Consider the following 14,031-nt stretch of genomic DNA (forward strand, 5'->3'; position numbering starts at 1 on the left):
AAAGACTCAAGCCACCTTCGTCCCCTTCACCACCTCCCCCAGCAACTCCGCATGCAGCCCCTTCAGCACCTTCACGAACTCCGATGCCAATCTCTCCCTCGGCCGATGCGGCGGAAACAGCAAGTAAGTCGGAAACAACGTAGCCGGCAAAAATGGCTTGATGACAATTCCAGGACCCGCGAAATCCCGCGCGACGATCGGATGCGCAAGCGTCACGCCCATCCCATGACGCACCATCTCGCAGCACATTGCCGTGTACTGCGCCTCGATCGCAAGCACGCGCTCCACGCCCGCACGCTGAAACACCTCGTCCATCAGCGTGCGCGTGCCGTCGCCGTGACACAGCGAGATGAACGACTCGCCTTCGAGATCCTGCGGCTTGATACTGCGTTTCGACGCCAGCCGATGCCCCTCCGGCATAACACACACCGCCGCCACGTTCGACAACTGCTCGACCTCGCAATCCGACGCCTCGCTCACATACACGGCCACGCCGAGATCGCAGAACTGCGACGCCGTCCAGTGATTGACCGTACCCGATGTGTTCACGTGCAACGACACGGTCACCGTCGGATATAACTCGACGAAGCGCTTGATCGCATGCGGCACGAGAGTCATGCCCGCCGATGGCATCGCCGCTATGCGCAAACGTCCGCTGCCTAGATTGCGTATCTGCGCCGCCGCGTTCGCCAGGCCCTGCAAGCCGACGAACGCACGTTCGACCTCGCGGAAGAACGCGGTGCCCTCGCTCGTGGGTATCAACCGCACGCCGCTGCGCTGAAAAAGCTGCAAGCCGGTTTCGCGTTCGAGCTGCGAAATCAGCCGGCTAACGTTCGGCTGCGAGGTAAAGAGCGCCTTGGCCGCCGCGGTCATCGACCCCGAGACCATGACCGCCCGAAACGCCTCGATGTGCTTCAGATTCATGCGTGATCTCCCTCTTCGGGTGAACCCCGATCCATATCATCCATGCATAGATAGGTATTTTATTCGTATTGGACGATATGGTCCGGCGGCGCGAAACTGCATTTCAACGACGGGTCATGAAGCCCGCCCCCACACCCCGGATCTGGAGATCGTCGTCATGAAAAGAGCGTTGCATCGCCGTCTGTCCGTCCCCGCTTGTACCGCCTTCGCGGCTCTTTCTTTCGCCGCTCCGCTTCTCGCTCACGCCGAAACCACGCTCTATGTCGCCAATGTGGGTGGCTCGAACGAGCAGTTGTATCGCCAGAAAATCATCCCGCCGTTCGAAAAAGCGCATGACGTCAAGATCGTCTACGTCGCGGGCAATTCCAGCGATACCCTCGCCAAGTTGCAAGCGCAAAAAGGCCATCAGCAGATCAACGTCGCCGTGATGGACGACGGCCCGATGTATCAGGCAATGCAGCTCAATCTCTGCGCCAAGCTCGACGAAGCGCCCGTGATGAAGGACGTCTATCCGCTCGCGCGTCTCGGCGCGACGTCGATCGGCGTCGGCATGGTGGCGACAGGCATCGGCTACAACGAGGAAGCGTTCAAGAAGGCCGGTCTGCCGCCGCCCGATTCGTGGAAGGTGCTCACCGACAAGCGCATCAAGGGCAAGCTCGGCGTGCCGCCGATCACCAACACGTATGGTCTGCATACGCTCGTCATGCTCGCGCGTCTGAACGGCGGCGGCGAGAAGAATATCGAGCCGGGCTTCGCGGCGATGACCAAGGATGTCGCGCCGAACGTGCTGTCCTGGGCGCCCACGCCCGGCGAAATGGACGGTCAGATGCAATCCGGCGACGTGGTGCTTGCGCCCTACGGCAGCGGTCGCGCGGTTGCGCTGCAGAACACGGGCTTTCCGCTCAAGTTCGTCTACCCGAAGGAAGGCGCGGTCGCGTTGCAGGTGGCGGCATGCGCCATCGCCGAGAACGCACAGCCGCAGTTGTCGCAGCAGTTCGTCCAGTATCTGTTGAGCCCGGAAGTGCAGGCGTTGCAGGCGCAAGGCATCGGTCTCGGTCCGGTCAACAAGACGGTCAAGCTGACGCCGGAAATCGCCGCGCGCGTGCCTTACGGTCCCGACCAGATCGCGAAACTGACCGCGATGGACTGGACCACGATCAACCAGCATCGCACCGAGTGGACGGAGCGCTGGAACCGTTCGGTCGAGCGTTGAACCCCACACCGGCATGAAGGAGCGAGGCGCATGGCCTTCCTGACTCTGCAAGGTATCTCGAAACGCTACGGCGATTTCACGGCGATCGAACAACTCGATCTCGATGTCGAACGCGGCGAACTTCTCGCGCTGCTCGGACCTTCGGGTTGCGGCAAGACGACCACGCTGCAAATGGTGGCGGGGTTCGTCACGCCGACCACGGGCCGCATTCTGCTCGATGGCCGCGACATCACGCACGAACGTCCGGAGAAACGCGGCATCGGCGTGGTGTTTCAAAGCTATGCGCTCTTTCCGCACATGACGGTGGCGGGCAACGTCGGCTTCGGTCTGGAAATGCGCAAGGTCAAGCGCCGCGAACGCGAAGAGCGCGTGGAAGAAGCACTCGCGCTCGTGCGTCTAAAGGGACTCGGGCATCGCTATCCGAAGGAATTGTCGGGCGGCCAGCGGCAGCGCGTGGCCATTGCACGCGCCATCGCCATGCAGCCCGAACTGCTCTTGCTCGACGAACCGATGTCCAATCTCGACGCCAAGTTGCGCGAGGAAATGCATATCGAATTGCGGGCGATTCAAAAGCGCCTCGGCATCACGACGATCCTCGTCACGCACGACCAGGTCGAAGCCATGACCATGAGCGATCGCATTGCGGTGATGCATCGCGGAACCATCGCTCAATTGAGCACGCCATACGACGCCTACGAGCGTCCCGCCACGCCGTTCGCATCGACCTTTCTCGGGCGCACCAATACGTTTTCCGGCGAAGTCCTGCGGCGCAATCCGCGTTGCGCCGAAGTCGATGTACTCGGCACCACGCTGCACGTGCCGCACGAAGGCCGTCATGTGAACGGCGCGGTCAACGTTTATATCCGCCCGGAGAAGGTGCATATCGCCAATGGCGCAGCGCGCGTGCGCGGACGTATTGCAACGCGCGTGTTCGTCGGCAATCAGTGGCTGCTCGAAGTGGAAACGGAACTCGGCAAGCTGCGTGTCGCGCAGCCGAATCACGGTGCGCCGCCGCCCGAAGAAGGTCACGAAGTCGGCCTCGCCTGGACCGACGACGATCTGCGCGTGCTCACGCAAGATGCTCCGGAGGGTGCTCATGGCCACGCTTGACGACGACCGTCCCGGCGCCGCGCCGTGGCTCCTGTCCGGCCCCGCGCTGCTGCTTTTTGTCGGCTTGCTGCTGGCGCCGCTCGCGCTCACGCTCGTGCTGTCGTTTCGCGTTTTCAGCGACACGGCCGGCGTCACCGCCGCCTACACGCTCACGAACTACTGGGAAGTAGTGAGCGACCCGTACTACCACACCATCTTTCTGCGCACTGCCGGCCTCGCCTTCGCGGTCACGCTGCTCTCCATCGTGCTTGGCGTGCCGGAGACCATCGTGCTCGCGCGCATGAAGAAGCCGTGGCAGTCGCTGTGTCTTCTCGTCGTGCTTGGCCCGCTCCTGATCTCGGTCGTGGTGCGCACGCTTGGCTGGCAGATTCTGCTCGGCAACAACGGCGTGCTCAACAACGTGCTGCAAGCGCTGAAAATCACCGATGAACCCATCCGCCTCGTCTTCACGATGACCGGCATGATCATCGCGCTCACGCACGTTCTGGTGCCCTTCATGGTGATGTCCGTGTGGGCCACCATGCAAAAGCTCGACCCGCAAGTGGAATGGGCCGGACGCTCGCTCGGCGGCTCGTCGTTCGCGGTGTTCCGCCGCGTGGTGCTGCCGCAGATCATGCCGGGCGTGCTGTCGGGATCGATCATCGTGTTCGCGCTGTCGGCATCCGCGTTCGCCACGCCCGCGCTGATCGGCGGACGGCGTCTGAAGGTCGTCGCCACCGCTGCCTACGACGAGTTTCTCGGCACGCTCAACTGGCCGCTCGGCGCGAGTATCGCCGTGTTGTTGCTGATCGCGAACGTGGCAATCGTCATGGGTTGCAGCCGCCTCGCCGAACGCCGGTTCCGGCATATCTTCGACTAACGCGGACGACGATCATGAAACAGAACGGCATTCTCGGGCTCGTCTACAACGCGTTTTTCCTGACCTTCATCATGGCGCCGCTCGTGGTCGTGATGCTCGTCGCCTTCACCGACAAAGGCTTCATCTCGATGCCTTTCGATGGCGCGTCGCTGCGCTGGTTCCGCGCAATCGTCGAGAACGGCGACATCGTTTCGGCGTTCTGGCTGTCGATCCGCCTCGCGTTCGCGGCGGCGACCATCGGCGTGCTGCTCGCGGTGCCCGCGGCGCTGGCCATCGCGCGCTATCGCTTTCCCGGCCGCGCCGCGCTCACGAGCTTTTTCCTCTCGCCGATGATGATCCCCGCCGTCGTGCTCGGCATCGCGTTCCTGCGCTTTCTGTCGCTGCTACATCTGTCGGGATCGTTTTGGTCGCTGGTATGCGCGCACGTCATCATCGTCTTGCCGTATGCATTGCGGCTTGCGCTTTCGTCCGCCGTCGGCCTGGATCGCGATGCCGAACGCGCCGCGCTTTCATGTGGCGCGAGCCGCTTCACCGCATTTCGCCGCGTGGTCCTGCCGATGATCCGCACCGGCGTGGCAGGCGGCTGGGTGCTCTCGTTCATCCAGAGTTTCGACGAACTCACGATGACCATTTTCGTCGCGACGCCCGGCACGACCACGCTGCCCGTCGCCATGTACAACCAGATCGCGCAGACGATCGATCCGCTGGTCGCCTCGGTCTCGGCGGTGCTGATCGTCGGCACGGTGTTGCTGATGATCCTGCTCGACCGCATGGTCGGACTGGACCGCATTCTGATCGGAGAAGCGCGATGACACTTTCAACCTCCGCCAGCCCCGACGTGCTCGTGCTCGGCGGCGGCCTGGTCGGTTCCGCCGTGGCTTACGGTCTTGCCCGCGAAGGCGCGCGCGTGACCGTGCTCGACGAAGACGACGGCGGCTTTCGCGCCTCGCGCGGCAACTTCGGCCTCGTATGGATTCAAGGCAAGGGCTATGGCCTCTCGCCTTACGCACGCTGGTCGCGCAGTTCGGCCACGCGCTGGCCCGGACTCGCCGAGAGCCTCTTGAACGAAACGGGCATCGACGTGGCCTTGCGCCAGCCGGGCGGCTTCCACTTTTGCTTCAACGACGACGAACTCGCCGACCGCGAGAAGCGTCTCTCGACGCTCAAGGCCGAGATCGGCGACTACCCGTATCAGATGCTCGATGCCGCCGAGATTCGCGAGCGCATTCCGCAGATCGGCCCGCAAGTGATCGGCGCGAGCTACACGCCGATGGACGGCCATGTGAACCCGCTCAAGCTCTTGCGCGCGCTTCATTCGGCGATGCAGGCGCGCGGCGTGAAGCTCGTCTCGGGCGAACGCGCGGAACGCATCGAACCGGACGCGAACGGCCAAGGCTTCGTCGTGCATGGCAAGCGCGGAACGTATCGCGCGGGGCGTGTCGTGCTTGCGGCTGGCCTCGGAAACCGCATGCTCGCGCCATTCGTCGGATTGAACGCGCCGGTCGCGCCGAATCGCGGACAGGTGCTGGTGAGCGAACGCGTCGCGCCGTTTCTCGACTATCCGACGCTCAACGTGCGCCAGACCGACGAAGGCAGCGTGCAGTTCGGCGATTCGATGGAAGAAGTCGGCTTCAACGATTTCACGACCACGCATGTGCTCGCCGATATCGCGCGGCGCGGCGTGCGCGCGTTCCCGATGTTGCAGCACGTGCGGCTCGTGCGGATGTGGGCCGCGCTGCGCGTCTACAGCGCGGACGGCTTTCCGATCTACGACCGGTCGGAAGCGCATCCTGGCGCGTTCGTCGTCACTTGCCATAGCGGCGTGACGCTCGCCGCCGCGCATGCCATGCGCGTGGCGCCGTGGATCACCGGTGCACCCGTGCCCGAGGAATTGCCGACCTTCTCCGCACGCCGCTTCGAGAACGCTCAAGAACCGATTCCCGCACACTGAATTCGACATGACTTTCCAATCGACTCACACGCTGTTCAAGCCGCTGCCGGGGGAATCCGCCGCGGCCATCGAGATCTTCTTCAACGACCAGCCTTTGTCCGTGCCAGGCGGCCGTTCCGTCGCGGCCGCGCTGCTCGCGGCGGGCGTCTCGCGCTTTCGTGCGACGCCGGTGTCGGGTGCGCCGCGCGCGCCGTATTGCATGATGGGCGCGTGCTTCGAATGCCTCGTCGAAATCGACGGCATTCCGAGCCGTCAGAGTTGCATGGTCGAAGTGCAGGCGGGCATGCGTATCTGCTGGCAGGAAGGCGCGCGCGATCTGCCGCCCATGACACTCGCCGATACCCCGCTGGAGAACGCGCATGGCCGCTGATTTCGCCTCCGAAGCCGTCGATGTGGTCGTGATCGGCGCTGGTCCGGCCGGCATGAGCGCGGCCACGCGCGCCGCCCGCGCGGGCCTCAAAACCGTCTTGATCGATGAACAGGACGCCGTGGGCGGCCAGATTTATCGTGGCATCGCTCACGCCGATGCGCGTCGCAAGGAGATACTTGGCCCCGACTACGCGGCGGGCGCGGAGATCGCCCGCGCGTTCGCGGCATCGGGCGCGCGTCACGTGACCAATGCGAGCGTCTGGCAAGTCACGCGCGAGCGCGGCATCAACTATCTGAAGGACGGCAAGATCGGCAGCTTCGACGCGCAACGCGTGATTCTCGCAAGCGGCGCGCTGGAGCGGCCCTTCCCGATTCCCGGCTGGACGCTGCCCGGCGTGCTGACGGCGGGTGCCGCGCAGATTCTCCTGAAGAGCGCGGGCGAAGTGCCTGCCGCGCCACCGGTTCTCGCGGGCTGCGGGCCGTTGCTGTATCTGCTTGGCTGGCAATATGTGCGCGCCGGCGTGCCGATTCGCGCGCTCGTCGACACCACGCGTCACGAAGACCGCTGGCGCGCGAAGCGTCACATGCTGTCCGCGTTGCGCGCGTGGCCGTTCCTGAGCAAGGGCCTGCAACTGATCCGCACCTTGCGCGACGCCGGCGTGCCAATCTTCGAAGCGGCCGACGATCTGCGCGTGGAAGGGCGCATCGGCGCGGATAACGTCGAGCATGCGGCCGCGCTTCACTTCACGACGCAAGGCGCGGCGCACCGCCTTGAAGCGGACGTGATCCTGCTGCATCAGGGCGTCGTGCCGAATACGCAGTTCACGCAGGCTTTGCGGGCGTCGCATCGCTGGGACGACGCGCAGCTTTGCTTCACGCCCAAAGTCGATGCGTGGGGTGAGCTGGATGTGCCCGGCATCTTCGTCGCGGGCGACGGCGCGGGTATCGGCGGCGCGCAGGCGGCGGCCTTGCAGGGCTCGCTCGCGGGCCTCGCGGTCGCGGCGCAACTCGGCGCGCTGAACGCCGCCACGCGCGACGCCGAAGCGGCCGGGCAGCGCCGCGCGCTGGCGGGCGTGCTGCGCATCCGGCCATTTCTCGACAGCCTTTATCGTCCGCGCGATATCAACCGCATTCCGCGCAACGAGACTATCGTGTGCCGCTGCGAGGAAGTCACGGCGGGCGAATTGCGCAAATTCGTCGAGATGGGTTGCGTCGGACCGAATCAGGCGAAGTCGTTCGGACGTTGCGGCATGGGTCCGTGTCAGGGCCGCATGTGCGGTCTCACGGTGACCGAAGTCATCGCGGATGCGCGGCGTGTCTCGCCCGCCGAAGTCGGCTACTACCGCATTCGTCCGCCGATCAAGCCGCTCACGCTCGGAGAACTCGCCGGTGAATGACGCAACCGACGTTCAGGAAGCCGATGTGCTCGTGGTTGGCGGCGGACTGCACGGCACGAGCAGCGCGTTCCACATGACGCGGCGCGGCGCGAAGGTGATCGTGCTCGAAGCCGATTACGTTGCGCGTCATTCGTCCGGCGTGAATGCGGGCGGCGTACGCACGCTCGGACGCGCGCTGCCCGAGATTCCGCTCGCGCTGATGTCGCGTGAAATCTGGCACGGCATGCGCGATCTGATTGGCGAGGATGGCGGCTTCGTGCCATCGGGCCAGCTCAAGATAGCCGAGACGGACGATGAACTCGAAGCATGCCGCGAGCGCGTCGCCCTGCTCGAATCGCATGGCTTCACGCACGAGAAAGTGATCGACCGAGAGGCCGTGCTCGAACTCGAACCCGCTCTGGCTCGGCATGTCACGGGCGGCATCTGGGTCGAGCGCGATGGCTTCGCGCTGCCGTATCGCACGACCACGGCCTTCCGGCTCGCCGCGCAAAAACTCGGCGCGCGCTTTCTGGAAGGCACGCCGGTGCGTCGTATCGAGCAACGCGGCGCGCGCTGGTTCGCCTACACGCCGCACGGCACGTTCAGCGCGGAAAAGCTGCTCGTCACGGCGGGCGCGTGGTCCGGCGAACTCGCGAAACAGGTGGGCGAGCCGGTGCCGGTGCATCCCGAAGGTCTGATGCTGATGGTCACGCATCGCGTCGCGCCCTTCTGTCGCGCGACACTCGGCGCAACGGGACGGCCGCTGTCCTTCAAGCAGTTCGATAACGGCACGGTGGTGATCGGCGGCAAGCTGATCGGCATTGCGGACCTGCTTGCGCGTCATGGCGAAGTGGATTTCGTGCGCCTCGTGCGCAGCGCTAAAACCGTCACCGATCTGTTCCCGCATCTGCGCCATCTGGGCGTCAATCGCGCGTGGGCCGGTGTCGAGGCATTCACCGAGGATGAGCTTCCAGTGATCTCGGCAAGCCGCAAGGCATCGAATCTCTATTACTCGTTTGGCTATTGCGGCAGCGGTTTTCAGCTCGGACCCGGCTGCGGCAAGCTCGTCTCCGAACTCATGCTCGATGGCGCGCCGTCCATTTCACTCGATGCATTCGCCATCGATCGCTTCGGGCGCGCGGCCGCGTCTTCTTCGGATGCGAATACCGCACGTCTCGTCGCGCATTGAATGCCGCGCGTTTTCGCGCGGCGACTTCGTTTCAATCTCAACGTTCAAGGAAAAACATTATGGGCGATATCGTTCGCATCGACACCAATCAGCGGATGAGCCGCGTCGTCAAGGCAGCGGGTCTCGTGTTTATCGGCGGCCAGACTTCCGCCGATCATTCGCCGGATATCAAACTGCAAACCGCCAAGGTGCTCGAAAAGATCGACGGCTTTCTGGAGAAAGCGGGCATCGACAAGACGCGTCTCGTGTCGGCACAAGTGTGGCTTGCGGATATCTCCCGCGATTTCAGCGGCATGAACGAAGTGTGGGATGCGTGGGTGCCGCAAGGGCATGCGCCGACCCGCGCGACGGTGCAAGCGCAATTGGCAACGCCCGAGTTGCTGGTGGAGATCGCGGTGGTGGCGTTGGCGTGAACGGGCTGCTGCCGCTTATCGCTTTTCGTGATTTGAATGTGCGAAACGCACCGCACAAAAAGCCACGTTTCATGGTAACTTCCAGCCTGTTCATCGCACGGTTGCGATGAGCGAGTTCTCGGGGCGGGGTGAGATTCCCCACCGGCGGTAATCGTTTCCCGATGTTTTCACGAAAGGGACGTAGCCCGCGAGCGCTCTCCGGCTTTCACGGTCGGAGAGGTCAGCAGACCCGGTTTGATTCCGGGGCCGACGGTATAGTCCGGATGAAAGAGAACAGGACAGTCAGTGTGCTTCGTCACGCTTCGTTCGCGCTTATTTTGTCGCGTGCGAAGGCCATTGGCCGTCCTTCGCCCTGTTCACACCAAACAGGCTGATGTCCATGAACTTTTCCAATTCGAACGAAACCCAGGCAGTATCGGCTGCAGGCTCCACTCGTGCGCGCGTCGCTTTCGTGCAGGCTTGCTGGCATCGCGATATCGTCGATCAATGCAAGACCTCGTTCATCGAAGCCATGCAGAAGCGCGGTTACACAGCGGACGATATCGATCTCTACGAAGTCGCTGGCGCATTCGAGATTCCGCTGCACGCCAAACGTCTTGCGCTAAGCGGCCAATACGCGGGCATTGTCGCGGCGGGACTGGTGGTCGATGGCGGAATTTATCGGCACGAGTTCGTCGCGACGGCTGTCATCAACGGCTTGATGCAGGTGCAACTCGAAACCGGCACGCCGGTTTTTTCGGCCGTGCTTACGCCGCATCATTTTCATCATGGCGAAGAGCATATCGGCTTCTTCAAGGAGCACTTTCTCGTGAAGGGTGCGGAAGCGGCGCATGCTTGCGCGGATACGATCGCCAAGTTGAGTGCGTTGCCGGTGGCGGGTTGAGCATTCGAAGCAGATGAGCGGGCTTTTTGACGAAGGCCCGCTTTAATCGCAAAGCGACGTTCTTCAATCGCCGACCGCGAACAGCCGTCGATCCCACACCACGATATCGGTTCCGGAACCACGATCCGCGCGGCATCGGGATGAGCGGATTTCGCGACGGCATTGAGCTCCGCGCGCAATCACGGACGGAACCAGCAACACGGCGGACTTTGCGTTACGCCGCGATCCACTCAACTTGCCGAATCCCCCGGCTTCACCGCGCGCATGGAATCCAGCGCCTGCAACACCTCTCCATCCGACGACACCACGCAGAACCCCGCCGACGGTAAATCGTCATTGCCGACCGTCGCGAAGCCCGCTATTAGCAACGCCGCCAGCACTACACCCGCCACCCATCCCAGACGCTTTTTCATGATGTTCCCCGCTCATGCTTCCCGAATGACTCCATGAAGCGCACTTTGCGCCAACAGAGTTACACGAGCGTTAGCAAAAAGAAGCACGGGGTTTCATCTGAAACATAGCTCCGTTACACGCCCATCAAGGCTGCAACGCCGCAACGTCACGCCGATTTCCGCCAAAAATCAAGCGAAACGCGTGTTACACTCGGTTCGCTTTTTTAAGACAATTCCTCTTGCCCGATCCGCCAAATCGTCTTTAGGGAGTACTGGCATCCGGTCACGGAATCAGGGAATCAAGGAATCGGCAAGTTGCGCACGACCGGCTGGCCATCGGGATACACCGCGAGCGTGTTGCCCGGGTCGTATGGCAGATCGGCGGACATCGGCTTGCCGTCGAGCATGAAATCAACCTTGTAGAGATCGCCGCCGCGAAAGCGGGCGTGCTGGACATCGCCGCATTGGTCGTTCGTCACGAAGTGCTCCACCGGCACGTCGACGGGCGAATCGGGCGTGGCCGGCTTCGGCGGGGGAATCAGGAAATGCCAGAGCGCCATGCCGATCAGGCCGCCCGCCACGCCGCCGGCGACCGTCACCGATATCTTGTGCGTCAGCGCGTGCCCAAGCACGCCGCCGCCCGCACCCAGCAGGATGCCGAACGGTCCGACCACCCAGCCCACGGCGCCGCCCGCGAGCGCGGCCGGCAAAATCCAAATGCGCTCCGCCAGAAAATGCGCCGCGAGCCACGCCGCGCCCGCCGCCCCGAGCGGAGCGCCAGTCAGACCTTCGATATGCCGCACGAACCACGGGCGCGCATTCGCCTGCGCCACCTCGAACTCGCGCACGGTGGTGAGCGTCGGGCGGCACTCGTGCTGACTGGCGAGCGTGGTCGTGGTGAGCGTGCTGACGGAAACGACCGGCACGGTGACGGGCAGGCCCGTGTGCGCAACTTCGGTCGATTGCACCTCAGGTTGAGCGGTGTCGCTGCCGTTAACCGTGTTAGCCATATCGGCGGCCCTGCATCCGGGCGCGGTGGCCGAAAGCATCGCGAAAGTCATCAAGCATGCGCCCGCGACGGCAAGACGGCGCAAGCCCGGCTTCGGCGGCAAGGATCGCTTGGCCAGACCATGACTACGACTACGATTACGACGGGAAAGATCGAGGGACATGAGTAGACCGACTCTCAGGCAAGCCGAATTTGCCGCAAGCGTAGCAGAGCAGACGATCCGCGTCGCCCCCACGTTGCGACGCACGGCGCAACGCGTACTCACCGTCTGCGCGCTCGCCTTCGGATTGGTCCTCGCGGGCTGCTCCATGTTCAGCGGCACGAGCGCGAAGCAGGCCGTCGCGGCCGTCGACTGGAGCGCGGCGGGCGACGCCATCCTCGTGCAGCTCGACGCCGACGATCTACTCAACGAATACAACAACGAGCCGCATACGCTCCTGCTCGGCGTGGTGCAGACCGCCGACGCCGATTCGTTTCGCAAACTGTCGGCCGATGCCGGCACGCTCGCCTCGACGCTCGGCGAAGCGGCGCCGAATCCCGCGATCCTTCAGCTCACGCGCTACGTCGTGCAGCCGGGCGGTCACACGATCCTCTCGATCGATCGCGCCGCGAAAGCGAAGATGGTCGGGCTGATCGCGGGCTTCTACACGATGGACCCGGCGTCCAGCGCGCGTCTCTTCGAGATTCCGCTCGCCATATCGAATCAGGCGTTCGTCGGCCACGATTATGCGGCGCAACCGCAAACGCTTGCGTTGCGCCTGTCGCTCGGACGTGATGCGATCAGCGACGCCGCGCGTCTGAATCCGGAACCGCCGCAGATCGTCGCCGCGCAAAAACGCGCACAGGCGAAGCAGCAGATCGTGCCGCTCGACGGCGGCGGCAAGGAAGTGCCGCTCACGCCATCGAACGGCGCAGCCGATACCGCCACCATCAAACTCCCCAACTGACGAGCCCGACGTGGAAGACAAGCAAGCCGTCTACTGGCATCAGGGAATGTTTCTGCAGCCGCAGCATTTTCAGCTCGCGGATCAGCACAGCCGTTTCACGCAGACGCCGCTTTACGAAGCCGGCGTGCCGCATTTCTGGGGCGTCGGCGCGCTCGAACTGTCGAGAAGCGCCATCGCGAATCGCACCATCGACGTGCAGCGCGCGCGTCTTCTGTTCCGCGATCATCACTATGTCGAGTATCCCGAGAACGCGGTGATCGCGCCGCGCACCTTCGAGGCAAGCTGGGTGCAGGGGGACCGTCCGCTCAACGTCTATCTCGGCGTGCGCCGCGCGAGCGAGCAGGAAAAGAACGTCACCGAAGTCGGCACGCTCGCCGACGCCGCGAACGTCGCCACACGCTTCGCCACGGTGATGTCCGTTCCCGAGACGCCCGACCTCTATTCCGAAGGCCCCGACGCGCCGCTGCAAACGCTGCGCTATGTGCTGAAGGTGTTCTTCGAATCGGAGCTGGATCATCTGGATCAGTACGAGCTGATTCCCATTGCGCGGCTGGTGCGCGATGGCGACACCGTCGTGCTCGCCGACCGCTTCATCCCGCCGAGTTACGCGCTCGCCGGTTCCGATGCGCTGCGCACGATGCTGCGCGAGATCCGCGACGAGCTTGCAGGACGCGCCCGCCAGTTGCAGGAGTACAAGAATCCGCGCGAGATGCAGAAGGCCGAGTTCGACGCGTCGTACATGCTGTTCCTGCTCGCGTTGCGATCGCTCAATCGCTTTTCGCCGAGCCTGTTCCATCTGATCGAGAGCGAACAGGTGCATCCGTGGCTCGCATATGGCGTGTTGCGGCAACTCGTCGGCGAACTGAGCTCGTTCTCGGAGCGCTTCACCATGCTCGGCGAGATGGACGGCGGCGCCGGTCTGCCCGCTTACGATCACCTCGACCTCGACGGCTGCTTCGGGCGCGCGCGCGTGACCATCGGGCATCTGCTCAACGAGATCACGGTCGGGCCGGAGTTTCTGGTCGTGCTGGAGCCACGCGACGGCGTCTATCACGGACAAGTGCCGCGCAGCGTGTTCGGCAACCGCAACCGCTTTTATCTCGTCGTGCGGACGCAGGAAGATCCGCAATGGGTGGTGGATGGCATCGTCAACGGCGCGCGTTTGTCCGCGCTCGGCGAGATTCCGACGCTCGTGCGCCACGCCCTGCCCGGCCTCGAACTGATTCATATGCCGCACGCGCCGCAGGGTTTGCCGCGTCGCGCGCATTCGTTCTACTTCCGTATCGAACAGGTGAGCGAGCAGTGGGAACTCGTCGAGCGCGAAGGCGATATCGCTCTTCACTGGCTCGATGCCCCCGCCGATCTGCGCGCCGAGATCGTGATCCTGCGGAGATGA

Annotated in this window: 15 protein-coding genes and 1 riboswitch; of the genes, 12 read left to right on the forward strand and 3 right to left on the reverse strand. The window is 63.8% G+C overall.

Annotated features, from left to right (window positions below):
- Positions 1–6: 6 nt before the first annotated feature.
- A complete protein-coding gene (locus tag P9292_RS36860) occupies positions 7–924 on the reverse strand; it encodes a LysR substrate-binding domain-containing protein (RefSeq protein ID WP_309964459.1) in 918 nt (305 codons plus the stop codon).
- Between the two features lie 157 nt (positions 925–1,081).
- Between P9292_RS36860 and P9292_RS36865 the strand changes: the two genes are divergently transcribed.
- The 10 genes from P9292_RS36865 (at position 1,082) to P9292_RS36910 (ending at position 10,287) form a co-directional block, all read left to right on the forward strand.
- The gene (locus P9292_RS36865) at positions 1,082–2,137 is read left to right on the forward strand and encodes an ABC transporter substrate-binding protein (protein ID WP_244831842.1); all 1,056 of its coding nucleotides are present in this window, start codon (positions 1,082–1,084) and stop codon (positions 2,135–2,137) included.
- Between the two features lie 30 nt (positions 2,138–2,167).
- Positions 2,168–3,247: an ABC transporter ATP-binding protein gene (locus tag P9292_RS36870; RefSeq protein ID WP_244831843.1), complete on the forward strand. Its 1,080-nt coding sequence runs from the start codon at positions 2,168–2,170 to the stop codon at positions 3,245–3,247.
- Positions 3,234–4,106, forward strand: a complete 873-nt coding sequence (locus P9292_RS36875; RefSeq protein ID WP_244831844.1) for an ABC transporter permease — start codon at positions 3,234–3,236, stop codon at positions 4,104–4,106. The genes P9292_RS36870 and P9292_RS36875 overlap by 14 nt, the downstream gene beginning before the upstream one ends.
- A gap of 14 nt (positions 4,107–4,120) precedes the next feature.
- The gene (locus tag P9292_RS36880) at positions 4,121–4,918 is read left to right on the forward strand and encodes an ABC transporter permease (protein WP_250468062.1); all 798 of its coding nucleotides are present in this window, start codon (positions 4,121–4,123) and stop codon (positions 4,916–4,918) included.
- Complete coding sequence (locus P9292_RS36885) at positions 4,915–6,057, forward strand: FAD-binding oxidoreductase (protein ID WP_244831845.1); 1,143 nt, start codon at positions 4,915–4,917, stop codon at positions 6,055–6,057. The genes P9292_RS36880 and P9292_RS36885 overlap by 4 nt, the downstream gene beginning before the upstream one ends.
- 7 nt (positions 6,058–6,064) lie before the next feature.
- Entirely contained in the window at positions 6,065–6,427 is a 363-nt protein-coding gene (locus tag P9292_RS36890; protein WP_309964462.1) for a (2Fe-2S)-binding protein, read from the forward strand.
- A complete protein-coding gene (locus P9292_RS36895) occupies positions 6,417–7,823 on the forward strand; it encodes an FAD-dependent oxidoreductase (protein WP_309964464.1) in 1,407 nt (468 codons plus the stop codon). Before P9292_RS36890 ends, P9292_RS36895 begins: the two co-directional genes overlap by 11 nt.
- Positions 7,816–8,991, forward strand: coding sequence for an FAD-binding oxidoreductase (locus tag P9292_RS36900; protein WP_250495319.1), 1,176 nt, complete (start codon positions 7,816–7,818; stop codon positions 8,989–8,991). Before P9292_RS36895 ends, P9292_RS36900 begins: the two co-directional genes overlap by 8 nt.
- Before the next feature lie 59 nt (positions 8,992–9,050).
- Positions 9,051–9,404 carry a RidA family protein gene (locus P9292_RS36905; RefSeq protein ID WP_250468066.1) on the forward strand — a complete coding sequence of 118 codons (354 nt, stop codon included), beginning with the start codon at positions 9,051–9,053 and terminating at the stop codon, positions 9,402–9,404.
- A gap of 110 nt (positions 9,405–9,514) precedes the next feature.
- A riboswitch (FMN riboswitch) is annotated at positions 9,515–9,683 on the forward strand.
- A 100-nt stretch (positions 9,684–9,783) separates the two neighbouring features.
- A complete protein-coding gene (locus P9292_RS36910; RefSeq protein ID WP_250468067.1) occupies positions 9,784–10,287 on the forward strand; it encodes a 6,7-dimethyl-8-ribityllumazine synthase in 504 nt (167 codons plus the stop codon).
- Between the two features lie 230 nt (positions 10,288–10,517).
- Here the strand turns inward: P9292_RS36910 and P9292_RS36915 are convergent, their stop codons facing one another.
- Positions 10,518–10,700 carry a hypothetical protein gene (locus tag P9292_RS36915; protein ID WP_244831852.1) on the reverse strand — a complete coding sequence of 61 codons (183 nt, stop codon included), beginning with the start codon at positions 10,698–10,700 and terminating at the stop codon, positions 10,518–10,520.
- Positions 10,701–10,978: 278 nt separating this feature from the next.
- Entirely contained in the window at positions 10,979–11,689 is a 711-nt protein-coding gene (locus P9292_RS36920; RefSeq protein ID WP_244831853.1) for a hypothetical protein, read from the reverse strand.
- Positions 11,690–11,849: 160 nt separating this feature from the next.
- Here P9292_RS36920 and P9292_RS36925 point away from each other — a divergent pair, with 160 nt between their 5' ends.
- Together P9292_RS36925 and tssK are read left to right on the forward strand one after the other, a co-directional pair.
- Positions 11,850–12,635, forward strand: a complete 786-nt coding sequence (locus P9292_RS36925; RefSeq protein WP_250511763.1) for a type VI secretion lipoprotein TssJ — start codon at positions 11,850–11,852, stop codon at positions 12,633–12,635.
- Between the two features lie 10 nt (positions 12,636–12,645).
- Positions 12,646–14,031, forward strand: coding sequence for a type VI secretion system baseplate subunit TssK (tssK, locus tag P9292_RS36930; protein ID WP_309964468.1), 1,386 nt, complete (start codon positions 12,646–12,648; stop codon positions 14,029–14,031).

It is taken from the genome of Caballeronia sp. LZ001 (assembly GCF_031450875.1).
In the GTDB taxonomy this organism is placed as follows: domain Bacteria; phylum Pseudomonadota; class Gammaproteobacteria; order Burkholderiales; family Burkholderiaceae; genus Caballeronia.

Bases quoted from the DNA above. Each gene is read 5' to 3' on its own strand.
- P9292_RS36880 (WP_250468062.1), top strand. From the start codon at position 4,121: ATGAAACAGAACGGCATTCTCGGGCTCGTCTACAACGCGTTTTTCCTG.
- P9292_RS36875 (WP_244831844.1), top strand. From the start codon at position 3,234: ATGGCCACGCTTGACGACGACCGTCCCGGCGCCGCGCCGTGGCTCCTG.
- P9292_RS36865 (WP_244831842.1), top strand. From the start codon at position 1,082: ATGAAAAGAGCGTTGCATCGCCGTCTGTCCGTCCCCGCTTGTACCGCC.
- P9292_RS36910 (WP_250468067.1), top strand. From the start codon at position 9,784: ATGAACTTTTCCAATTCGAACGAAACCCAGGCAGTATCGGCTGCAGGC.
- P9292_RS36885 (WP_244831845.1), top strand. From the start codon at position 4,915: ATGACACTTTCAACCTCCGCCAGCCCCGACGTGCTCGTGCTCGGCGGC.
- P9292_RS36860 (WP_309964459.1), bottom strand. From the start codon at position 924: ATGAATCTGAAGCACATCGAGGCGTTTCGGGCGGTCATGGTCTCGGGG.
- P9292_RS36905 (WP_250468066.1), top strand. From the start codon at position 9,051: ATGGGCGATATCGTTCGCATCGACACCAATCAGCGGATGAGCCGCGTC.
- P9292_RS36890 (WP_309964462.1), top strand. From the start codon at position 6,065: ATGACTTTCCAATCGACTCACACGCTGTTCAAGCCGCTGCCGGGGGAA.
- P9292_RS36915 (WP_244831852.1), bottom strand. From the start codon at position 10,700: ATGAAAAAGCGTCTGGGATGGGTGGCGGGTGTAGTGCTGGCGGCGTTG.
- P9292_RS36870 (WP_244831843.1), top strand. From the start codon at position 2,168: ATGGCCTTCCTGACTCTGCAAGGTATCTCGAAACGCTACGGCGATTTC.
- P9292_RS36895 (WP_309964464.1), top strand. From the start codon at position 6,417: ATGGCCGCTGATTTCGCCTCCGAAGCCGTCGATGTGGTCGTGATCGGC.
- P9292_RS36925 (WP_250511763.1), top strand. From the start codon at position 11,850: ATGAGTAGACCGACTCTCAGGCAAGCCGAATTTGCCGCAAGCGTAGCA.
- P9292_RS36920 (WP_244831853.1), bottom strand. From the start codon at position 11,689: ATGGCTAACACGGTTAACGGCAGCGACACCGCTCAACCTGAGGTGCAA.